A 20,815-nucleotide genomic window follows, 5' to 3' on the forward strand; every position below is an offset into this window, starting at 1 on the left:
AAGAAAAAGACAATTCTATGGGCCCACTGCGTAACAGGATCCTCGACTCCATCCGGCCGCAGGCGCAGGAATTCTTTCGAACGCATGCAGACATCAAGCCGATGAACACCGGCGACGTCATTTTCGAAGATGGCGCGCCTGTCACGCATGTCGTCTTCCCCCATGAAGGCGTCGTGTCGATCATCGCAGAGATGAGCAACGGCAGAAGCGTCGAGAAATCCTCGATCGGCCCTGAGGGATTCCTTGGCTTCAGCCTGATCATGGGCGGCGGCAGCTCGCTCGGCCGCTCGGTCGTGCAGGTGCCCGGCCAGGCCTCCTGGGTGACGATTGCCGATCTCGACGTTGCGCTCGAAGAATTCCAGTGCGTCCGCGAAATCATGCTGCGATACGCCAAGTCGCACACGGTGCAACTGATGGAGTCCGTTGCCTGCAACAGCCTGCACACCGCCGAACAGCGCGTTGCCCGCTGGTTGCTGCATGCGCATGACAGGGTCGAGGGCGATACCTACAGCGTGACCCAGGAGGCGATCGCCATGTTGCTTGCGCTGCGTCGGGCGACGGTCAATGCCATCTGTACCGACCTCATGAATGCCGGCGCGATCTCCTACCATCGCGGATCGCTGCGGGTGACCAACCGGGCAGTCCTGCACGAGCGAGCCTGCGAGTGCTACGAGCGCATCCGTCTTGCATCGCTGTAAGGCTGTGTGGAAAGCGCCTTTTCGGCGCGTGGGGGTGACGGTCGCGCGGATTGTCATGCCGTCATCGCCAGCGGCGGAATGATGGCCTCGCGAGAGGTGCGGAACCGGTCGACAACGCTTGCGAGCCCTTCTGCCTCGCGCGCGAGGGCGCGACTGGCAGAACTGTTTTCCTCGATCATCGCCGCATTTTGCTGTGTTGCCTCGTCGATCTGTGCGATCGCCGTGGAAATCTCGCGGATTCCGTTGGCCTGTGTCTGCGTTGAGGTGGCGATGCCGCCAACGAGTTCGTCCATCTTCTGGACGGCGTTGGTGATGCCGGTCAGCCATTCCCGTGTTTCGCCGACAAGTTTCACGCCCTCGGCGACCTGATCGGAGCTCGATTTGATCAGCGCGGCTATTTCCCTGGCGGCATCCGCCGACCGCTGGGCAAGGGCGCGTACCTCCTGCGCGACGACGGCAAAGCCCTTTCCGGCTTCACCGGCACGCGCCGCTTCAACGCCGGCATTGAGTGCAAGAAGATTGGTCTGGAACGCGATTTCGTCGATGACCTTGACGATCTGGGACACCTTGCGCGACGACGCGTCGATCTCCCCGATGGCTGCGACGGTCTTGCCGGCCAACACGGTGCTGGCTTCCGATTGGCCGCGAATTTCGGCGACGGCGCGCGAGGCTCCTGCGGCGCTGTCCGTCGTCATCTGGCTGCCGGTGGCCAGTTCGGCAATTGCCGTCGCAATCTGCTCCAGCGCGGCTGCCTGCCGCTCGCACTGACGGCTTGCCGTTTCCGAGGCGCTGGCGATCTCGGTTGTGCCGTTTCTGATGTTTCCGGAGGCGTCCCGCACCGAAAGGATGATCGCGCGAAGATCGTCCACCATGTCGTTGAAGTTTTCGACCAGATGCCCTGACCGCGCCGAAGCGGCGACATCGATGGAAACGCCCAGATCTCCTTGGGCGAGCTGCTGCAAGGCAGCGGCAACCCGGCCCAGCGTTTCCTCTTCCTGCTGCTCGGCCGCCTGCCGGCGCTCCTCCAGCTTGTCGAGATACACAGAGATGGCCAGTTCCATGTCGAGGAGGGCCGCCTTCACCACGACGGCGACTTCTTCGCCAAGGCCGGTCGTCACAGCGCCCGGCCGACGCGAGAAGAGCTTGCGCTTGCTGGGAAGGGCCGTCGGGGCGAGAAGCGCCTTGACGAGATGGTCGAGAACCAGTGCGTAGCCGCCTATATACCATTGGGGCGCAAGGCCGATACGAGCGTGGACCGAGCCGATCGCCCGGACGGCATCGAGATATTCGGGCGTGTAACCGCCGCTCAGGATAAGGGCCCAGTGGCCTTCCTGGCGCTTACCCGCCTCTGCCATCTTCTCGTTGCCGGCGAAAAACCGAAGTGTCTGCGGCGTCGCGCGAACCTTGTCGTAGAAGATATCCAGTGCTGGCCGTGTTTCCTTCATGACGCGGTCGGCAACCGCTTTGAGCAACTGCCGCTCACGCGGTCCAAGCCCGATGAAATCAAGCCTTTCCTGCAATTCCCCACCCGCTGCATCGTCTTTGGCCATTGTCCTCCCCTCAGGTTCAATGAACGATTCCGTACGTACGATACCGTACATTTCTGAAGGTTAACGTTACGTTACCTATTTTGGGTTGTAGCAGGTGGTGTCTGCCTTGGTCCGGCCGAGTATTGGTCTTCTCCAGTGGAACATGCGGGTGCCCGAAGCCACTGGCGCGCCACTCAGGACCAGTTCAACGGGATGCGTGGTCTGCTGGATCTGTGTGCCTGCTGGGAGCATCATGCCTCGGCAACGAAAAGTGGATTGAAATAAATTCAATCCAGGCGGTTTTGAGTATGAAATACTTTGATACATAAAATTTACTGCGCGATGGTGAATTTATACAAAAAAACTTGGAATAAAATTGCTTTGACGCTTGCTTGAACCGCTCCTACGCTTTGAAGCGTTTCAATTGGCGGGGAAGTGATGAAAAAAGGACGTCCCACCATTACGGATGTTGCTCGCGCTGCCGGGGTTTCCGTCGGCACGGTGTCCAATTTTCTGAATGGAACGGTTCCCGTCAAAGCGGAGACCGCCGAAAAGATCCAGGAGGCGGTTCAGAAGCTTGCCTACCGTCCGAGTGTGTTTGCCCGCTCGTTGCCGATGATGTCCGCGCGGGCGGTGCAGAAGGCCGAGGGGCATCCGCGCCTCCTGGTCGTCGGTCATATCTGCGTCGACTATCTCTGCCGGGTGCCGGTATTGCCGCACCGCGATGACCGGGTCGCGGCAAGCCATATCGACAAGGCGCTCGGCGGCCCGGCTGCAAACCTCGCCGTCGCCGCTGCTGCCGTCGGTGATCCCTATGGATTGCAGATCGATCTCGCCACCGCTGTTGGCGACGACGCCGACAGCGAGTGGGCGATGGCCGAGCTTCTGGCGCGAGGCGTGAACGTGTTGCCGATCCGTCGGCCGGCCAGTGGGCGCTTGCCACGCGCTATGGTGATCATCGAAGCCAATGGCGGCCGGACGATCATTCACGAGACCTTCGAGCTCAGCGAGGTCGACCTCACCGCCAATCTCGACATCACGCCCGGTGCGGTGCGTTCCTGCCTGCATATCGAAGGGTTTCATTACGAGCGGATGATGCCGTCGATCAGCCGGTTTCACGATGCGGGCTGGAATGTCAGCCTGCATACGGCGGGCCTGCCGGAGGGATCGCGCAATCCGGACGCTTTTGCCCGCATGATCAGCCAGGTGGACCTGACTTTCATCAACGACGACACACTGCGCGAGGTTTTCGCCATCCGCACGCCGCTCGCCTCGATGATCGAGGAAGCCGGACGCACGATCGCACGGGTAAAGCCGCGCGGCGACGTCGTGCTGACGCTTGGTGAATTCGGCGCCGTCGTCTTCCGCAAGAGCGGTGGTCCGCCGATCGAAGTTCCTGCCCTGCCGGTCAGCCGGGTCGATGCGACGGGCGCAGGCGACGCTTTTGCCGGAATATTCCTGAGCCTTTGGCTGCATGGCCGCCCTCTGGTGGACGCAGCGCGCCACGCCGCTGTCGGTGCCAGCCTGACGACGACGGCGGAAGGGGCGCAGGGACACCCGGCGAGCGCAGGCGAACTTGAGGCGTTGCTTTCCGCCGTGGAGGCGAAGGCTGTTTGATTTTCAAGACAATACGGAACGCAAAGATAAGGAGAGCGACATGGTGACGAAGGTTTTGCTGGTGGGAGAGAGCTGGGTCAGCTCGGCGACCCATTACAAGGGGTTCGACCAGTTCGGCAGCGTGACCTTCCATCTGGGTGCCGAGCCGCTGGTCGCCGCGCTTCAAGGTGAGGAATTCGACGTCACCTATATGACGGCGCATGACTGCGTCGAAAAGTTCCCCTTCACGCTGGAAGGGCTTTCCGCCTATCAGGTCATCCTGCTGTCCGATATCGGCGCCAATTCGCTGCTCCTGCCCCCGTCCGTCTGGCTGCACGGCAAGGCGGTTCCCAATCGGCTGAAGATCATTCGCGAGTGGACTGCGGCCGGCGGTGGCCTGGTGATGGCGGGTGGCTACTTCTCGTTCCAGGGCATCGACGGCAAGGCCCGCTGGCGCCGCACGCCGGTAGAGGAGGCACTGCCTGTCACCTGCCTTCCCTATGACGACCGGTTGGAAATCCCGGACGGGTTCAAGGCTGTCGTCACAGGCCCGAAGAACCATCCGATCCTCGACGGTATCGAAGGTGAATGGCCGCTGCTCCTCGGTGCGAACGAGGTGGCCGCCAAGGACGACGACGGCGTCGAAGTACTCGCCCGACTGCCTGAAGAGGAGGGCGGTCACCCGCTTCTCGTGACCGGCAACTATGGCAGGGGCCGCACCGTCGCCTGGACTTCGGACATCGGACCGCACTGGGTGCCGAACGAGTTTGTCGCCTGGCCCGGGTACGCGGCGATCTGGAAGAACATTCTTCGCTGGGCCAGTGGCGCCAAGTGATCCATCGCAGGGGATAGTTCGATGACCGTTCCATTTCTCCGCGCAACGGGAATTACCAAACGCTTCGGCGCGCTCACCGCGCTGAAGGATGTCGATCTCGACATCAACGGCGGCGAGGTCCTGGCGCTTCTCGGTGACAACGGCGCCGGCAAATCAACCTTCATCAAGATTCTCGCCGGCGCACATCCGCAAAGTGACGGGGATTTGCTGGTCGAAGGCCAGTCGGTCCAGTTCGCCTCGCCGAAAGACGCTGCGAACTCCGGTATTGCGACGATCTTTCAGGAGCTCGCCCTGTCAGAAAACCTGTCGATCTCCGAGAACGTCTTTCTCGGGCGAGAACTCAAACACTCGGTTCTCGGCATTCCGTTCCTGCGGCGCAAGGCAATGCGGGACCGGGTGGACGGCCTGCTCCACGAGCTCGACGCTCATATTTCCGACCCGGAGGCGCCTGTCGGCAGTCTCTCGGGCGGCCAGCGCCAGGCGGTTGCCATCTGCCGGGCGCTCAATCTCAATGCCAGGCTCGTCATCATGGACGAGCCGACCGCGGCGCTTGCCGTCGCCGAAACGCGCAAGGTGCTGCAGCTCACCCGCCGGCTCGCCGGTCGCGGCTGCGCCGTGGTCCTGATCAGCCACAACATAGCCGATGTCTTCGAGGTTGCCGACCGCATGGTCGTCTTCCGCCGGGGCCGAAAGGTCGCCGAGCGGAGGAAAGAGGAAACCACCCCCGAAGAGATCGTTTCCCTCATCACAGGCGCCCATCCCGACGTGCGGGCGCTTGAACAAAACAATCGATAAAGCGCGTCCAACCGTTCCAGAGAGGTTCCAGATGTTCCCGAAATTCAAGCAGGTTCTCGCCGCTTCCGCATTGACGCTTGCCATCGGCGCCACCGCTTTTGCGCAAGACAAGCCGAAGGTCGCCTTCGTGCCGCAGCTGATCGGCATTCCGTATTTCAATGCCATGGAGGCCGGCGGCAAGCGCGCGGCGGAAGAGCTGGGGGTCGAATTCATCTATTCGGGTCCCGTCGATACCAACCCGGTCGATCAGCTGCAGATCGTGCAGAATCTCATTGACCAGGGCGTCAATGCCGTTTCCGTCAGCGTGCTCGATGCCTCCGCCATCGCACCAGTGGTCGAGGCGGCGAATGCAAAGGGCGTCAAGCTCTTCACCAGCGACAGCGATGCGCCGGACAGCGGTCGCGCGGTCTATGTCGCACAGGCCACAGACGAGGGGCTGGGTGCCACGATCATCGACGAACTGGTCAAGCGCGTGGGCGACGATGCCAAGATCGGCATCGTCTCGGGCGAGGCGACGGCCTCCAACCTCAATGCCTGGATCGGCTTCATGCAGAAACAGGCGAAGGAGAAATATCCGAAGTTGACGCTGCTCGAGCCGCAATATGCCGGCGGCACGGCCCAGCGTGCGGCACAGATCGCCGGTGATCTGATGACCGCCAATCCCGATCTGAAGGGCATCATCGCGGTTGCTTCCTCGACTTGCCCGGGCGTCGCCCAGGCGATCGAAACGGCCGGCAAGATCGGTGCTGTCGTGGGGACCGGCTACTGCAGCCCGAACACCGCGCGCGCCTACATCAAGAGCGGTTCCTTCGGCTTCTCTGTGCTTTGGGATCCCGCCCAGCTCGGCTACCTGACAGTCTGGGCCGGCAAGCAGCTGATCGACGGCAAGGCCTTTGAGGCTGAGAACACCGTGCCGGGTTTTGCCTCGCCGGTCACCTACAATGCCGACAGCGGTGTACTGCTGCTTGGCCCGCCGGCCGTCTTTACCGCTGACAACGTCGACAAGTTCGACTTCTAAGGCCGGGTCGTTTCTGCGATGCGACCGTCAAGTCTCCGTCTTTTCGCCATCGGCGGACGTGAATGGGCGCTGCTCGGCGCCGTCATTCTCGCCTCGATCGTCTTTTCTGTCGCCTCGCCCTACTTCGCGACGGCAGGCAATGCAGCGACCATCGTCCGCAACAGCACAGAGCTGATGCTGGCTGGTCTCGGCATGACCCTGCTGCTCGCGATGGGAAGTATCGACGTGTCGATCGGCATCCTCATGGGGCTTGCCGCCATCGCTGTCTCCCATGCCCTGCTGGCGTCGGTGGCGCCGGCGCTGGCCTTGCTGGTCGGCCCGGTGACAGGCGCAGGCCTCGGCATGGTGACGGCGCTCGTCGTCGTCCTCGGCCGTGTGCCGGCCATCGTCGGCACACTCGGCCTGCTCGGCGTTTACCGCATGGGGGTCTTCGTGCTTCTCGGCGGCCAGTGGTTGTCCGGCCTGCCTGCGGGCCTGATGGAGCTGCTGTCGAGGGCGTTGTTCGGCATCCCGCTCTCTGTCTTCGTCATCGGGCTCGCCTATCTTGCGGTCTGGCTGGCACTGCGGCGCACCGCCTATGGGCCCCATCTGCTCTCGATCGGCAATGCCGAAGAGAAGGCGCGTCTGTCGGGCGTGCCGGTGAACAAGGTCAGGGTCGCCACCTTCGTGGTCAGTGGCGCGCTGACGGGCCTTGCCGCCAGTTTCTACGTGGCGAATTACCGGAACGTCGAAATGGCGATCGGCAGCACACTGGCGCTCGACGCCATCGCGGCCGTCGTACTCGGCGGCACGAGCATCCTGGGTGGGCGCTGTAGTCTTCTTGGCACGGCGCTCGGTGTCATCCTGCTGCGTGTCTTGCAGAACGGCCTTCTGCTGGTCGGCGTGCCTTCGCTCTGGCAACCGGTTGTGACCGGCGCGCTGCTGATCGGTGTGCTTGCGCTTGAGGTGCCGGTGTCGCGCCTCGGCGAGATGAAGACGAAGTGGATGCCGCGATGAAGAGCCTTCTCAAACCGGCCGCCTCCAGCCGTATCCTCCTTCTGCTCACCGTTCTTTGGGGCATCGTCATCGTGCTTTTTGCGGCCCTCAAGCCGACGATGTTCAGCGCGTCCACGGTAACGACGGTCCTGCAGTTCTCCACCATCCTGGCGCTCGTTTCGCTCGGCCAGTGCCTTGTCATCCTTGCTGGCGGTGCCGGTATCGACTTGTCGGTCGGCGGTATCGTCTCACTGTCGGTCGTGCTCGCCATGCTCGCGGTCAAGGCGGGGCTGCCACCGGTGTTTCTGCCGGTCGCCTGCGTCGTCACCGGCCTGCTGCTTGGCCTGGTGAACGGCTTTCTCGTCACCCGCCTGAGGATCCTGCCGCTGATTGCGACGCTCGGCACACTCTTCGTCTATTCCGGCCTCGCGCTTGCGCTGACCGGAGGGGCGGCGCAAGCCGGCGTACCTGCCTGGCTGCTTCCCTGGGGCCGCGGCATGGTGTTCACGCTGCCGATGCCCTTCGTCACGCTGGTCTTGCCCGTCTTCGCAATCGCCGCGGTGCTGCTGCTCTACAGCGCCTGGGGACGGTGGCTGTTCGCCATGGGCTTCAACGAGCGATCGGCGCGCCTCGTCGGCATTCCCGTCGATCGCGCCCGTCTCCTCGTCTACGGACTGAGCGGCTTCTTCGGGGGTGTGGCGGGGTTGGTTTCTCTTGCCTGGCTCGGAAGCGCGCGACCCAATATCGGGCAGAACCTGGAGCTTGAATCGCTGACGGCCGTCATGCTGGGCGGTGTCGCCATCACCGGTGGCGTGGGCGGGGTCGGCGGGGTTATCGCCGCGGTTATCCTGCTTGTCACGCTGAAGACCGGGCTTCTGCAACTTAACGTCAACACCGTCTGGCAGGTCGGCATCGTCGGGTCACTCCTGATCGCCGTGCTGCTGGTCGACCGTCTTTCAAAACGCTGGAGTTAAGCATGTCATCCATCGAACAGCAGATCGCCGATCGCGTCGAGGCCGCCGAAGAGCGCATCGTCAGGACACTGAGCGATCTCGTCTCCTTCGCGTCGATCGTGAAGTCGAACCCAAAGGAGGCGGGACCTGGTGAGCGCGACTGCCAGCTCTATCTGCAGAAGCGGCTGCAGGCACTCGGCTTTGCGACCGACCTCTGGGACCCGGACGGCCCGGCGCTCTATGCCAAGTACCAGGGGCGCCCCGGCGCCAACAAGGGTCGTACCTTCGAGGGGCGTCCGAATCTCGGCGGCGTTCTGAAGGGAACCGGTGGTGGTCGCTCGATCATGCTGACCGGGCATATCGACGTTGTGCCGCCGGGTGCGGCCGAGCATTGGACGACCGATCCGTTCACCCCCGTCTTGAAGGATGGCTTCCTGCACGGCCGCGGCACCGTCGACATGAAGGGCGGCGTCGCCTGCATGCTGATGGCGGTCGAAATTCTCAAGGAAATGGGACTTGAGCTGAAAGGCGATGTCGTCTTCACCACGGTGGTGGACGAGGAGATCGGCGGCATGGGCTCACTTGCGATGGTCGATCGTGGTTTCAAGGCTGATGCCGGCATCATGACCGAGCCGACGGCAAACCGCATCGCGCCGCTTTGCCACGGTATTCTCTGGGGCAGGATCATCATTGATGGGATCGGTGGTCATGCCGAGCTGACGCCGAATGCCTGGTATACGAGCGGACCGGTCGATGCCGTGCAGCTCTGCCGCCAAATGCTCGACGGTATCGATATCCTGAACCGCCGCTGGATGTTCGACCCGAAGAAGAACCACCCGCTGATGGACCTGCCGAACCAGATCATCGTTACGCAGATGAGTGCCGGCGAACACCCGTCCTCGATGGCCGGCCGTGCCGAGATCATCATCGACGCGCAATACCTGCCGAGCGAGAAGGACGAATTCGGTCTCGGCGGTCATGTGAAGCGCGAGATCGAGGAGCACGTCCGCCATGTCTGCCAGGCCGACCCCTATCTGCGGGCGCATCCTGCCCGTGTCGAGTGGATCCTCGATGCCGATTGTGCGGAAATCCCGGCCGACAGCCCATTCGTCTCGATCTTCCAGGAGGCGGTCGCGACTGCCGATCTGTCACCGGTTCTGTCAGGTTTCGGCGCCCACAGCGACATCGGTCTTCCGACAGGGCTCGGCAACACGCCGACGGTAAATTTCGGTCCTGGCGATCCGGCGCAGGCGCACCAGCCAAATGAACGTGTCTCCGTGCGCGACCTTGTCGACTGCACCAAGGCGATCGCCCTTGCCGTTCAAAAATGGTGCAATTGAAGGGCATTCCCCCGAAGTCCGCTTCCGGTCCGCAATTTGCGAGTGATTCCCACGGCCGCCCGGAAAATGCGACATGTTCAATGTGCCCCCGTCCCGTTGTCGGGGCGAGGGCACTCCTTTGCTCGTTCCCGTTCGGCAGCCTGCCGTTCCGGCCTTTTCAAGGCCGCATCGACCAGGCCTGCCTAGTTTCCAAGCCGGCCCACGATCATCTCCGCAATCGGGATGGCCGAGGTGGCTGCGGGTGAGGGAGCGTTGCAGACGTGCAGCATGCGGTCCGTTTCCGCGAAGAGGAAGTCGTGAATGAGCGTGCCGTCCTTGCGCACGGCCTGGGCACGTATGCCGGCTTCATAGGGCAGAAGGTCCGAAAGCGTCAGGCTCGGGCAGTATTTTTTGCACTCCGCCAGATAGCCCGGTTTCCAGAGCGAGTTGAGCAGTTCCGTCACGGCCGATTTCCGGTTGGCGAACACGGTTTTCCAGAAGCCGGGGAACAAGGCGTAGTCGGCCATGTCGGCAAGGTTGATGGAAAGGCGCGGATAGCCCTCGCGCGCGAAACCGATGACGGCATTGGGCCCGACCGTCACGCTGCCGTCGATCATGCGTGTGAGATGCACGCCGAGGAAGGGCAAATCGGGATCCGGGATGGGGTAAATGAGGTGGCGGACGATGTCGTTCTTGTCGGCAGGCAGGCGAAAATATTCCCCCCGAAACGGCACGATGCGGTGCTCGATCGAAAGGCCGGCAAGCACCGCAAGCCGATCTGATTGCAGGCCGGCGCAGGCGACCAGTTTTTTCGCCTGCCATGTCTGCCCGTCGGAGGTGATATCGACGACATCGATCGTCTCGCGGATGCCCGTGATGCGTGTCGAAAGGCGGATATTGCCGCCGAGTGCCTTGATGCGCCGTCCCATCGCCTGGCAGACCTCGGCATAGCTGACGATCCCGGTCGAAGGGACGAAGAGCGCCCCGCGACCGCGAATATGCGGTTCGCGCTCCCGCAGTTCGCCTTCGCTGACGCGATGCACCTCGATCGTGTTCTGCTTTGATCGCTCATAAAGAGCGTCCATGCGTTGTATCTCAAGATCGGAGGTGGCGACGAGCAGCTTTCCGCAGACCTCAAACCGGATGCCGTTTTCGCTGCAGAAGGCCTTGGTGGCTTCAGCGCCCTTGCGGCAGAGTTCCGCCTTGAGACTGCCGGGCGGATAGTAGATGCCGGCGTGGATGACGCCGCTGTTGTGGCCGGTCTGATGCTTGCCGAGCGCGTCCTCCTTTTCGATGAGGATGAGGCTGCTGCCCGGCTTGTTTTCGAGAAGGCGCATTGCCGTTGCCAATCCAACGATGCCGCCGCCGACAATGCAGTAGTCGAAGATCATATGTCGTGTCCTTGAGGCAATTTTTCGCGAAAGCGCGTCGCAATTTCCTGCCTGGAATTGGGTGTAAACGAAGCGTCCGCCTGCCTATCCGCGTGCTGCTTCGTGATTGCTGTAGCCGAAGTAAGCTTCTTCCAACGCGTGGCCGTCTGCAAGATCGCTTGCCGTCCCCTCCAGCGCCACATGCCCATTGCGCAGCACATAGATGCGCGAAGCAAGGTCGAGAATGCGGGCGGTGGATTGTTCGACGACGAGAAGCGTCAAGCCGTCGGCATTGAGCTGGCGCAGGCTGTCGTAGACCTGATCGATGACGAGGGGGGCGAGGCCAAGCGATGGCTCGTCGATCATCATCAGTGAGGGCCGTTGCAGAATGGCGCGTGCGATGGCGAGCTGCTGCTGCTCACCGCCAGACAGATGGCCGGCAATGCCGCGATAGCGGTTCCTCAGAATCGGGAAAATGGTGAGCACACGTTCCAGGTCGACCGCCGCTTCTGCCTTGTCCTTGCGGATCATACCACCGAGCAAGAGGTTCTCCTGCACCGTCAAAGTGCGGAAAATGCTCCGGCCCTCTGGCACGAGTGCGAGCCCCTTGCGGCACAGTTTTTCCGGCGGTTGGCCGGATACGCTTTCGCCCCTGAAGGTAAGCGTGCCGCCGGTCGGCGCCATGAGTCCGGAAATCGTCTTCAGAAGCGTGGACTTGCCGGCCCCGTTGGGGCCGACGACGAAGACGATCTCGTCCTTTCGAACCTCAAGATCGACGGATTTCAAGGCAGCAAGCCGGCCGTAGCCGGCGGTGAGGCCGCAGATTTCAAGCATGTCGTTCCCCTTTGGCGCGGTTGTGATCTCGGATGGAAATCGCAGGACCACACCGTTTTTTGCCGTTGACAAAAAAAATCTAACCCGCATTCTGTCTTCTGTCCACAGAGGACTATGTGCAAAAAATCAGGCCGGGCAACGCCACGGCTGAAGGGGAACGACGATGAAATCTGTTGCTGTGGCCGCCTCGGCCGCAATCGCCCTCCTGTTGCCGGTGACCAGCGTTCAGGCCGAAGAGCCGATCAAGATCGGCTTTGCCATCGCGGAATCCGGCTGGCTTTCGAACTATGACAGCGCGCCTTTCAAGGCCGCCGTCATGAAGATCGAGGAAATCAACAAGGCCGGCGGCCTGCTGGGTCGCCAGATCGAATATTCCGTCATGGACACCAAGACGGAGCAGGCCCGCGCCGCAACCGTCGGCGCACAGCTCGTCGATGGCGGCATCGATATGCTGGTCGTCTCCTGCGACTACGATTTCGGCGCACCGGCGGCGCTTGCCGCCAAACAGGCGGGCAAGATCGCCTTTAGCCTGTGCGCGGCCGATCCGAAGATGGGCGTGCAGGGCGTTGGCCCGCTCGCCTTCACCGCCAACAGCGCGGCGCAATCGGAAGGCATCGCCATTGCCGAATACGGCCAGAAGAAGATGAACCTGAAGTCGGTCTACGTGCTGGAAGACCTGACGATCGAATACAACAAGTCGGCCTGTGCCGGTTTCCGCGCGGCCTGGGCGGCCGGTGGCGGCGAGGAAACGATCCTCGGCAACGACACGTTCAAGAACGACGACCCGTCGATCGCCTCGCAGATCACCCGTCTCAAGGGCCTGGCAACGCAGCCAGATGCGGTCTTCGTCTGCTCGTTCACGCCGGGCGGGGCGTCCGCCGTGCGCCAGCTTCGCGCTGCCGGCATCGATCTGCCGATCCTCGCCAACACGGCGATGGTCGACAACTACTGGCTGAACGCCGTGCCGGGCCTCAAGGACTTCTACCTGCCCGCCTTCATGTCGCTCTACGGTGACGACCCGCGGCCGGAAATGAACACGTTCCTCGAAAGCCACAAGGCGCGTTACGGCGAGCCGCCGGTCTCCTCCTATTCGGTGCTCGGCTACAGCCTCATCGAACAGTGGGCCTTTGCGGTGGGTGAGGCGAAGACGACCGAGTCCGAAGCCGTGGTCGGCGTCATGAACACCTTCAAGGACCAGCCGTTCACCGCCGGCCCGACATCCTTCACCGATCAGCTTCATATCCAGGTCGACCGTCCCTGGCTGATCATGAAGGTCGAGAATGACTCCTTCCGCGCCGTGGAAGTCTACCGGAATTCGTTCAAGCCGGACATGAAGCTCCTGTTCCGCGTCGGTCAGTAACCGGCAGCGATCCGTCGGCTGCATGGCGGTGCAGCCGACGGCACCAAAATCTCCAAGCAAATTCATAGCCGAGCTTACGAATAGGTCTCGCCCGATATGTCACGTCCATCGAAAGAACGGCTGGAAGCCCGCGGCGTTGCCGTCGCCTTTGGCGGTATCCGGGCCTTGAGCGGGGTCGACCTGGAGATCCGGCGCGGCGAAGTGCTCGGCCTGATCGGCCCGAACGGCGCCGGCAAGACGACCATGGTCAATGTCCTGAGCGGCTTCCAGCGCCCGACCAGCGGCAGCATCAGCCTCGACGGCATCGACGTTTCCAAGCTCACCGCCCGCAAGATCGCCCAGGCCGGCGTCGGCCGCAGTTTCCAGGCGGCGCGTCTCTTTCGGGCGATGACGGTGGAGCAGAACCTTTCGGTCGCCGCGATTGGCAGCGGGCTTTCACGCAAGGCGGCCCTAGAGCGGGCGCGCGAAATCCTCGACTGGATGGGCCTTGCGAAAAAGGCCGAGCACCGCTGCGACAGCCTTTCCTATGGCGATGAGCGCCGTGTCAGCATTGCCCGGGCGCTCGCCTTGCAGCCGTCCTTCGCGCTGCTCGACGAGCCGGCCTCCGGCATGAACGACACGGAATGCGAGGCGCTGATGGAGGTGATTGCCGAGCTGCCGGCGCGCTTCGGCTGCGGCGTGTTGCTGATCGAACACAATATGAAGGTGATCATGGGCGTGTGCCAGCGCATCCATGTGCTCGACGGCGGCCAGAGCCTCGCCGAGGGCTCGCCCCAGGACATCCAGAAAAACCCCGCCGTCCGCCGCGCCTATCTGGGCGAGAAGGCGACAGACAGCACGCTTGCGATCTAGGAACAGGACGCCATGGCCAATATCGTTCAGGTTCTCGTCGATGCCATCGCGCTGGGCAGCCTCTATGCCCTCGTCGCCCTGGCGATCGGCCTCGTCTTCGGCGTCATGCGGCTCGTCAATTTCGCCCAGGCCGACTACATCACCATCGGCGCCTATGCGCTGGTCGTGCCGACGGCGAGCGTCACACCGCCGCTGCTGCTTGGTGCGCTGCCCGCAGCGCTGATGATCGGAGGCGTGCTGTTCGTGGTCGTCGTGCTGGCGCTCCTCACCGAGCGCGTCGCCTTCCGGCCGTTGCGCAATTCCAATCCGTCGACGCTGCTGATCTCCTCCTTCGCCGTCAGCTATTTCCTGCAGAACCTCGTCATGCTCATCCACACCGGCCGGCCGAAATCGGTCGGCATCGGGCAGGGGTTGGCCAATGCGGTGGAGATTGGCGGCGTGCGCGTTCCCGGCATCCAGCTCCTCACCATGGTCGTCACTGCCGGCCTGCTCGTCGCGCTCGTGCTCTTCCTCAAGAAGACGCCGCTCGGCATCCAGATGCGGGCGGCGGCGGAAAATTTCCAGATGGCCCGCCTGCTCGGCATGCCGGCAAACCGGGTGATCGCACTCGCCTTCGCCATTTCCGGCCTGCTCGGCGGCGCCGTATCGCTGCTCCTGACGATCCAGACCGGCACACTCGACCTGCGCATGGGCCTGATGCCCGTCGTCTACGCCTTCTTCGCCACCGTCATCGGCGGCATGGGCTCGCTGCCGGGCGCGGCACTTGGCGGGTTCCTGGTCGGCGTCGCCAGCGTGCTTCTGCAAACCTATCTGCCGGCGGACCTGCGCCCCTTCCGTGATGCAGGCGTGTTCATGATGGTCATCTTGATCCTCCTCGTGCGCCCGCAGGGCCTGATCGTCACCAGCGCCGCGAAGGAGCGCGTATAATGAAGAGCGATACCATGTCCTTCGCAACGATCGGCCGCTTCTGGTTTCCGGTGCTTGCCCTCGTCTTACCGCTTGCGATCATCGTGGTGGTGACAGGCCAGTTCGGCGGCCTCTCCATCCAGCGCACCGTCATCGAAATGCTGATCAGCATTGTCATCGTCGTCGGGCTCTACGTCTTCGTCGGCAATTCCGGCATCATCTCCTTCGGACATGCCACCTTCATGGCCATCGCCGCCTACGCCTCGGCCTGGCAGACCTGCTGCGAGATGCTGAAGCCGATCACCATGTCCGGCCTGCCGCCGTTCCTGCGCGACCAGAGCATTCCGCTGCTGCCGTCCGCCGTGGTTTCGGTGTTGCTTGCCGGCGGTGCGGCCTTCCTCACCGGCCTCGTCATCATGCGGCTCACCGGTCTGGCAGCCTCGATCTCCACGCTCGCCGTGCTGTTCATCCTGAACGTTGTCTATTCCAACTGGGACAGCGTCACGATGGGCTCGGCCTCGATCGTCGGCCTGCCGACCTATGTGACGGCCTGGCTGGCACTCGGCTGCGCGGTGTTCGCCATCATCGTCGCCTATCTCTACCAGGCCTCCGCCTTCGGCCTGGCGATCCGGGCGACGCGCGAAGACGAGGTGGCGGCGGCGGCATCCGGCATCTCGCTCTACTGGTCGCGGCTGATCGCCTTCACGCTCTCGGGTTTCATGGTCGGCCTCGGCGGGGTGTTGCAGGCCCACTATCTCGGGACTGTCTCGATCAACAGTTTCTTCCTGAGTTTCACCTTCCTGGCGCTTGCCATGCTCATCGTCGGCGGCATGGGCAGCCTTGCGGGTGCTGTGGTCGGCGTCGTCGTCATCACGGCGATGGTCGATATCTTCCGTCGGCTTGAAGGCGGGATTTCGATCGGCGGCGAGCAGTGGTCGCTGCCGGCCGGAACGCAGGAGCTTATCATCGCGGCCTTTATGCTGTTGATACTGGTCTTCCGCAAAGACGGAATCATGGCAGGGCGAGAAATGACCCTGCCGGGGCAGGAAAAACGCGAGAAAGGGCTCATCAATGGCTAACAACCTCCTCTTCAATACGGACGAACCGGTCGGCATCATCGACAACCGCATGCTCTCCGACCAGGTTTCGACCTTTCTCGTGCGCGAACTGATCTTCGGTCGTCTTCAGCCCGGCCAACGCATCAACGAGGCGGAGCTGGCCCGCCAGCTCGGTATCAGCCGCAATCCCATCCGCGAAGCGATCCGCCGGCTGGAAGAGCGCGGCCTGCTCGTCGCGGTCCCCCGCAAGGGTACCTTCGTGCGCACCTTCCTGCGCAACGATATTGACGAGATCTTTTCCTTCCGCGTCGTGGTCGAGCGTTTTGCCGTGGAGCAGGCGCTGCCGCAGATGACGGATGCCGACATCAACCGCATCGCCGGCTTCGTCGACGCCATGGTCGCGGCGGCCAAAACGAATGACGAAATCGCCCTCGTCGAAAACGACCTCGCCTTCCATCTCGAGATCTGCAAGCTCTCGAAGAACCGCCAGACGCTGCACGCCTTTACCAACATCCAGGCCGAAGTGCAGATGCTGATCACCATCGCCGAGCGCCAGTTCGAGAGCCAGATGGCGGCGGCGGTCGATCACTGGCCGGTCGTCGAGGCGCTGCGCAGCCGCAATTCCGAAAAGGCGATGGACGCCATTCGCGATCACATCCGCGATTCCTGGCGCCATCTGCTTGAAGCTTACGAGCGGGAAAAACCCCGCTCGTCCTGATCCATCCATGAGAAAAGAGGGAACAATGCCTGACAACAAAATCATCGGCATCGACATCGGGGGGACGTTCACCGACTTCGTCTCCTACGATGCGGCGACGGGCACAATCGAAAACTGGAAGAACCTGACGACGCCCTCCGAACCGATCGAAGGCGTGCTCCAAGGCCTCGGGCAGGTGGAAGACGTCGCCAGTGTCGACAAGATCCGCCTCGGCACGACGATCGCCACCAATGCACTCCTGACGCGCCGCGGCGCCAAGGTCGCCTATGTCACCACGACGGGCTTTCGCGATGTTCCCTTCATCCAGCGCGGCGACCGCCGCAGCCACTACGACATCACCTGGATCAAGACCAAGCCGCTGATGAAGCGCGCCGACACCTACGAGATCGGCGGCCGTTTCAGCGCCAAGGGCGAGCAGGTCACGCCGCTTGACGAAGCCGCTGTCCGCGAACTCGCCGCGACAATCAAGGCGGACGGCACGATCGAAGCCATCGCCATTTGCACCCTGTTCTCCTATATCGACCCGAGCCACGAGCAGCGCATCCGCGATATCCTTGCGGAAGACCTGCCCGGCATGCCGATCTCGATTTCCTATGACGTGCTGCCGAAGTGGAAGGAATACGACCGCGCCTCGACCACCATCGCCGACGCCTACCTGAAGCCCATCGTCTCCGACAATTTCCACCGCATGCAGAAGCGCCTCGACGCCATCGGCATCGGCGACAGGATCGGCGTGATCAAGTCGAACGGCGGTGAATCCACTCTGAAGGGTGCCGCCGAAGCGCCGGTGCAGATGACGCTGTCCGGCCCGACCGGCGCGGTCGTCGCCACCCGCGTTCTCTCCGAACTCACCGGCATCAAGAACCTCGTCACCTTCGACATGGGCGGCACTTCGACCGATTGCTCGACCGTCGTCGACGGCATGGAGCATGTCACGACCAATTTCGAAATCGAATGGGGCCTGCCGATCCAAATCCCGATGATCGACATCCACACGATCGGCGCCGGCGGCGGCTCCATCGCCTGGATCGACAAGGGTGGCATGCTGCGCATGGGCCCGCAATCGGCCGGCGCCGCACCGGGACCCGCCTGCTACGGCCGCGGCGGCGAGAATGCCACCGTGACCGATGCGAACGTCGTGCTCGGCCGCATCAACCCCGACTACTTCCTCGGCGGCAAGATGAAGCTCGACGCCGAGGCGGCGCATCGTGCGGTCAAGGCGATCGCCGACCAGCTCGGCCTTGAGGTCGATGCGGCGGCCTTCGCCATGGTGCAGATCGCCAACAACAACATGCTGGGCGCGCTGCGTGCCGTCCTTTTGCAGCGCGGTCTCGATCCGCGCGATTTCTCGCTCGTCGCCTCGGGCGGCGCGGGTCCGGTGCATATCTGCGACCTGATGGATATTTCCGGCATTCCGCAGGGCATCGTGCCGAACTATCCCGGCCAGTTCTCGGCCTTCGGTTTCATCATGACCGATGCCCGCGTCGACCGGCATCGCACCGTGCAGCAGATCTCGAAATATTTCGACGGTGCCCGCGCCACGGCGGCGATGACGGAACTGGTGGATGGCGCGATCGCCGAGCTGGTTTCCCAGGGCTACCAGCAAAAGGTGGAGATCTACCGTTCCATCGAGGCCCGCTATTTCGGCCAGAACCACGAGCTGGAACTGAGTTTTCCCGCCAACCAATTCACGGAGGAAACGATTGCCGACCTCTGGGAGCGGTTCCACGAAGAGCACCAGAACCGCTTCGGCTTCTCCATCCCCGGTGAAACCATCGAGACGGTCAATCTCAAGGTCGTGGCCGTTGCCGTTTCCGAAAAACCGCAGATGCGGGAGCTCGAAAAGGGCGAGGGCACGCCTGCCTCTTCCGGCAGCCGCAAGGTGCGCTTCGAGGACGGCTGGCACGAGGTGAAGACCTACGACCGCGGCACCTTCAAGCAGGGCCAGACTGTCGCCGGTCCCGCCATCATCGAGGAAAGCGCCTCCGTCACCATCCTGCAGCCGAAACAGACGCTCCGCGTCGACCGGCTCGGCAATCTGATCATTTCGGCCTGAGGAGTACCGTCATGGACTTCGTTACGATGAACATCCTGGAATCCAGCATGGTCTCGCTCTGCAAGGAGATGGGGATCGTGCTGATGAAGACGTCCTATTCGACGATCTTCAACGAGGCGCTCGATTTCACCTGCGGCCTTGCAGACATGAACGGCGACATGATCGCCGTCGCTGACTATTGCCCGGCGCAGATCGGCGGCATGCCGCTGCTCGTCAAGTCGTGCCTCAAGGAAATCCCGATCGGCGAGATCGAGGAGGGCGACGTCATCCTCCACAACGACCCCTACCGCGGCGGCCTGCACACGCCGGAGCACACCTTCTTCAAGCCGATCTTCGTCGACGGCGAGATCATGGGCTTTGCGGTCGCCATCGGCCATATCGCCGAGGTCGGGGGCATGGCGCCGGGTGGCTTCTGCGGCGAGGCGACGGAAATTTTTCAGGAAGGCCTTCGCATTCCGCCGGTGAAGATCAAGAAACGCGGCAAGGACAATATCGAGGTCTGGAAGCTGCTGCTCGCCAACGTGCGCACACCGCGCGTCAACTACGGGGATCTGCGCGCCCTCATCGCCGCCGTCGATCTCGGCGAAAAGCAGATGACGCAAATCTACAAGAAGTACGGCAAGGAGAAGATCAAGGAGACCGTCAACGATCTGCTGCTCTATTCGGAACGCCGCATGCGCGCAGAGCTGGAGGCGATCCCCGACGGCATCTACGCCTTCTCGGATACGATCGAGAGCGACGGCATCGATGCCGACCGCACCTACACGGTCGCCGTGGAAGTGCACAAGCGCGGCGGCGAGATCATCGTCGACTATCACGGCTCCTCGCCGCAGGCCTCCGGCCCGATCAACGCCACGCTCGGCGTCGCCACCTCGGCTGCCTACAACGCCGTGCTGCACATGACCGACCCGACCATCCCGCGCAACTCCGGCTGCTTCCGGCCGATCCGCGTGATGGCGCCGCCCGGCACCATCGTCAATGTCGATTTCCCGGCACCGGAAGTCGGTGGCAACACCGAAACGCATCCGCGCATCGTCGGCACGATCCTCGGCGCCATGGCGCCGGCCGTGCCCAACCGGGTGATGGCGGCGGAAGGGGCGACACACTGCAACTTCGTCTTCGGCGGCGTCGATGCCGATACGGGCGAGTATTTCGCCTGCTACGATCTCGAAGCGGTCGGCTGGGGCGGGCGTGCCTTTGCGGATGGCAATGACGGCGTCGACTCGATCAACGGCAATTGCCGCATCACGCCGGTCGAAGTCTACGAGACGCGCTTCCCCTGGCGCATCGAAAGCCTCGCCTTCAACGTCGATGCCGGCGGTGCCGGCGAATACCGCGGCGGCGTCGGCTATTCCAAGCAGATGCTGTGCCTCAACGACGAGATCATCTGCTCGCAGATGACCGATCGCCACCTGCTCGCCCCCTGGGGCCTCAACGGCGGCACGGAAGGCGGCGTCGGCGCGACGCTGGTCATGAAGAACGGCCGCGAGGACTGGCAGACGATGCGCGAAGCCTATGGCAAGGCCTCGACCAGCCGCTATTCCAACGTCTCGATCCGCCGCGGCGACCGCGTGCGGCTCGTCACGCCCGGCGGTGGCGGTTACGGCGAACCGGCAAAGCGTGACCCGGCAGCGGTCGCAGAGGATGTCCGCGAGGGCTACGTCTCCAAGGCGGCCGCCCAGAAACATTACGGCTACCAGGAGGCCTGAGACCATGAAGTTTTCGCTGAACGGGCTTTACATCGAAAGCTACACGAAATGCGCCAATTGCGGCGTGCTGATCTACGAGGCCTCGGCCGAGGATTCCGCCCGCAAGAAGGTGCATGACGGGAGCATTTATTGCTCCGAGGAATGCGTCGACTGGAAGCTTGCCCGGGACGCCCGCCGCGCCAAGGCGGCCGTCTAGGAATTGATGCGCCGGCCCCGTCCGAGAGAATGGGGCCG

General features: G+C 62.9%; 19 protein-coding genes. 16 read left to right on the forward strand and 3 right to left on the reverse strand.

Going from position 1 to position 20,815, the window contains the following annotated elements; translation table 11 throughout:
• The first annotated feature begins 17 nt into the window (after window positions 1–17).
• A complete protein-coding gene (locus P9A16_RS23775; RefSeq protein WP_024269905.1) occupies window positions 18–698 on the forward strand; it encodes a Crp/Fnr family transcriptional regulator in 681 nt (226 codons plus the stop codon).
• A gap of 53 nt (window positions 699–751) precedes the next feature.
• Here P9A16_RS23775 and P9A16_RS23780 read toward each other — a convergent pair whose 3' ends face one another.
• Entirely contained in the window at window positions 752–2,248 is a 1,497-nt protein-coding gene (locus P9A16_RS23780) for a methyl-accepting chemotaxis protein (RefSeq protein WP_023514104.1), read from the reverse strand.
• Window positions 2,249–2,665: 417 nt separating this feature from the next.
• Here P9A16_RS23780 and P9A16_RS23785 point away from each other — a divergent pair, with 417 nt between their 5' ends.
• The 7 genes from P9A16_RS23785 to P9A16_RS23815 are packed head-to-tail and all read left to right on the forward strand — an operon-like array spanning window position 2,666 to window position 9,739.
• A complete protein-coding gene (locus tag P9A16_RS23785; protein ID WP_023514400.1) occupies window positions 2,666–3,844 on the forward strand; it encodes a carbohydrate kinase family protein in 1,179 nt (392 codons plus the stop codon).
• A gap of 40 nt (window positions 3,845–3,884) precedes the next feature.
• Complete coding sequence (locus P9A16_RS23790) at window positions 3,885–4,658, forward strand: glutamine amidotransferase (protein WP_023514399.1); 774 nt, start codon at window positions 3,885–3,887, stop codon at window positions 4,656–4,658.
• Between the two features lie 21 nt (window positions 4,659–4,679).
• Entirely contained in the window at window positions 4,680–5,453 is a 774-nt protein-coding gene (locus P9A16_RS23795; RefSeq protein WP_023514398.1) for an ATP-binding cassette domain-containing protein, read from the forward strand.
• Between the two features lie 31 nt (window positions 5,454–5,484).
• Window positions 5,485–6,471, forward strand: a complete 987-nt coding sequence (locus tag P9A16_RS23800) for an autoinducer 2 ABC transporter substrate-binding protein (RefSeq protein WP_023514397.1) — start codon at window positions 5,485–5,487, stop codon at window positions 6,469–6,471.
• An 18-nt stretch (window positions 6,472–6,489) separates the two neighbouring features.
• Window positions 6,490–7,467, forward strand: a complete 978-nt coding sequence (locus tag P9A16_RS23805; protein ID WP_278025950.1) for an ABC transporter permease — start codon at window positions 6,490–6,492, stop codon at window positions 7,465–7,467.
• Window positions 7,464–8,420: an ABC transporter permease gene (locus P9A16_RS23810; RefSeq protein ID WP_023514395.1), complete on the forward strand. Its 957-nt coding sequence runs from the start codon at window positions 7,464–7,466 to the stop codon at window positions 8,418–8,420. The genes P9A16_RS23805 and P9A16_RS23810 overlap by 4 nt, the downstream gene beginning before the upstream one ends.
• Window positions 8,421–8,422: 2 nt before the next feature.
• Window positions 8,423–9,739: a M20 family metallopeptidase gene (locus P9A16_RS23815; RefSeq protein ID WP_023514394.1), complete on the forward strand. Its 1,317-nt coding sequence runs from the start codon at window positions 8,423–8,425 to the stop codon at window positions 9,737–9,739.
• A 182-nt stretch (window positions 9,740–9,921) separates the two neighbouring features.
• On the opposite strand, the gene lhgO is transcribed toward P9A16_RS23815, so the two are convergent.
• Together lhgO and P9A16_RS23825 are read right to left on the reverse strand one after the other, a co-directional pair.
• The gene (gene lhgO, locus P9A16_RS23820; RefSeq protein ID WP_197032856.1) at window positions 9,922–11,106 is read right to left on the reverse strand and encodes an L-2-hydroxyglutarate oxidase; all 1,185 of its coding nucleotides are present in this window, start codon (window positions 11,104–11,106) and stop codon (window positions 9,922–9,924) included.
• An 87-nt stretch (window positions 11,107–11,193) separates the two neighbouring features.
• Window positions 11,194–11,922 carry an ABC transporter ATP-binding protein gene (locus tag P9A16_RS23825; RefSeq protein WP_024269908.1) on the reverse strand — a complete coding sequence of 243 codons (729 nt, stop codon included), beginning with the start codon at window positions 11,920–11,922 and terminating at the stop codon, window positions 11,194–11,196.
• Window positions 11,923–12,085: 163 nt separating this feature from the next.
• On the opposite strand from P9A16_RS23825, the gene P9A16_RS23830 reads away from it, so the two are divergent.
• From P9A16_RS23830 to P9A16_RS23865, 8 genes are all read left to right on the forward strand, one after another.
• A complete protein-coding gene (locus tag P9A16_RS23830) occupies window positions 12,086–13,282 on the forward strand; it encodes an ABC transporter substrate-binding protein (RefSeq protein ID WP_023514947.1) in 1,197 nt (398 codons plus the stop codon).
• A 96-nt stretch (window positions 13,283–13,378) separates the two neighbouring features.
• On the forward strand, window positions 13,379–14,134 hold the full coding sequence (locus tag P9A16_RS23835) for an ABC transporter ATP-binding protein (protein ID WP_023514948.1): 756 nt from the start codon (window positions 13,379–13,381) through the stop codon (window positions 14,132–14,134).
• A 12-nt stretch (window positions 14,135–14,146) separates the two neighbouring features.
• Window positions 14,147–15,061, forward strand: coding sequence for a branched-chain amino acid ABC transporter permease (locus P9A16_RS23840; RefSeq protein ID WP_023514949.1), 915 nt, complete (start codon window positions 14,147–14,149; stop codon window positions 15,059–15,061).
• Window positions 15,061–16,119 carry a branched-chain amino acid ABC transporter permease gene (locus P9A16_RS23845; RefSeq protein ID WP_023514950.1) on the forward strand — a complete coding sequence of 353 codons (1,059 nt, stop codon included), beginning with the start codon at window positions 15,061–15,063 and terminating at the stop codon, window positions 16,117–16,119. The genes P9A16_RS23840 and P9A16_RS23845 overlap by 1 nt, the downstream gene beginning before the upstream one ends.
• Complete coding sequence (locus P9A16_RS23850) at window positions 16,112–16,816, forward strand: GntR family transcriptional regulator (protein WP_023514951.1); 705 nt, start codon at window positions 16,112–16,114, stop codon at window positions 16,814–16,816. Before P9A16_RS23845 ends, P9A16_RS23850 begins: the two co-directional genes overlap by 8 nt.
• Before the next feature lie 25 nt (window positions 16,817–16,841).
• Window positions 16,842–18,872, forward strand: a complete 2,031-nt coding sequence (locus tag P9A16_RS23855; protein ID WP_023514952.1) for a hydantoinase/oxoprolinase family protein — start codon at window positions 16,842–16,844, stop codon at window positions 18,870–18,872.
• 11 nt (window positions 18,873–18,883) lie between these two features.
• Window positions 18,884–20,581 (forward strand): hydantoinase B/oxoprolinase family protein, encoded by a 1,698-nt coding sequence (locus tag P9A16_RS23860; RefSeq protein WP_024269909.1) that lies wholly within the window; start codon window positions 18,884–18,886, stop codon window positions 20,579–20,581.
• A gap of 4 nt (window positions 20,582–20,585) precedes the next feature.
• A complete protein-coding gene (locus P9A16_RS23865; RefSeq protein ID WP_023513745.1) occupies window positions 20,586–20,777 on the forward strand; it encodes a hypothetical protein in 192 nt (63 codons plus the stop codon).
• Window positions 20,778–20,815: the final 38 nt, after the last annotated feature.

Source organism: Shinella sp. 838 (assembly GCF_029623935.1).
GTDB lineage: Bacteria > Pseudomonadota > Alphaproteobacteria > Rhizobiales > Rhizobiaceae > Shinella.

What these genes read in the sequence shown, in the direction of transcription:
- P9A16_RS23775 (WP_024269905.1), top strand. Translation starts at nt 18, where the DNA reads ATGGGCCCACTGCGTAACAGGATCCTCGACTCCATCCGGCCGCAGGCG.
- P9A16_RS23780 (WP_023514104.1), bottom strand. Translation starts at nt 2,248, where the DNA reads ATGGCCAAAGACGATGCAGCGGGTGGGGAATTGCAGGAAAGGCTTGAT.
- P9A16_RS23785 (WP_023514400.1), top strand. Translation starts at nt 2,666, where the DNA reads ATGAAAAAAGGACGTCCCACCATTACGGATGTTGCTCGCGCTGCCGGG.
- P9A16_RS23790 (WP_023514399.1), top strand. Translation starts at nt 3,885, where the DNA reads ATGGTGACGAAGGTTTTGCTGGTGGGAGAGAGCTGGGTCAGCTCGGCG.
- P9A16_RS23795 (WP_023514398.1), top strand. Translation starts at nt 4,680, where the DNA reads ATGACCGTTCCATTTCTCCGCGCAACGGGAATTACCAAACGCTTCGGC.
- P9A16_RS23800 (WP_023514397.1), top strand. Translation starts at nt 5,485, where the DNA reads ATGTTCCCGAAATTCAAGCAGGTTCTCGCCGCTTCCGCATTGACGCTT.
- P9A16_RS23805 (WP_278025950.1), top strand. Translation starts at nt 6,490, where the DNA reads ATGCGACCGTCAAGTCTCCGTCTTTTCGCCATCGGCGGACGTGAATGG.
- P9A16_RS23810 (WP_023514395.1), top strand. Translation starts at nt 7,464, where the DNA reads ATGAAGAGCCTTCTCAAACCGGCCGCCTCCAGCCGTATCCTCCTTCTG.
- P9A16_RS23815 (WP_023514394.1), top strand. Translation starts at nt 8,423, where the DNA reads ATGTCATCCATCGAACAGCAGATCGCCGATCGCGTCGAGGCCGCCGAA.
- P9A16_RS23825 (WP_024269908.1), bottom strand. Translation starts at nt 11,922, where the DNA reads ATGCTTGAAATCTGCGGCCTCACCGCCGGCTACGGCCGGCTTGCTGCC.
- P9A16_RS23830 (WP_023514947.1), top strand. Translation starts at nt 12,086, where the DNA reads ATGAAATCTGTTGCTGTGGCCGCCTCGGCCGCAATCGCCCTCCTGTTG.
- P9A16_RS23835 (WP_023514948.1), top strand. Translation starts at nt 13,379, where the DNA reads ATGTCACGTCCATCGAAAGAACGGCTGGAAGCCCGCGGCGTTGCCGTC.
- P9A16_RS23840 (WP_023514949.1), top strand. Translation starts at nt 14,147, where the DNA reads ATGGCCAATATCGTTCAGGTTCTCGTCGATGCCATCGCGCTGGGCAGC.
- P9A16_RS23845 (WP_023514950.1), top strand. Translation starts at nt 15,061, where the DNA reads ATGAAGAGCGATACCATGTCCTTCGCAACGATCGGCCGCTTCTGGTTT.
- P9A16_RS23850 (WP_023514951.1), top strand. Translation starts at nt 16,112, where the DNA reads ATGGCTAACAACCTCCTCTTCAATACGGACGAACCGGTCGGCATCATC.
- P9A16_RS23855 (WP_023514952.1), top strand. Translation starts at nt 16,842, where the DNA reads ATGCCTGACAACAAAATCATCGGCATCGACATCGGGGGGACGTTCACC.
- P9A16_RS23860 (WP_024269909.1), top strand. Translation starts at nt 18,884, where the DNA reads ATGGACTTCGTTACGATGAACATCCTGGAATCCAGCATGGTCTCGCTC.
- P9A16_RS23865 (WP_023513745.1), top strand. Translation starts at nt 20,586, where the DNA reads ATGAAGTTTTCGCTGAACGGGCTTTACATCGAAAGCTACACGAAATGC.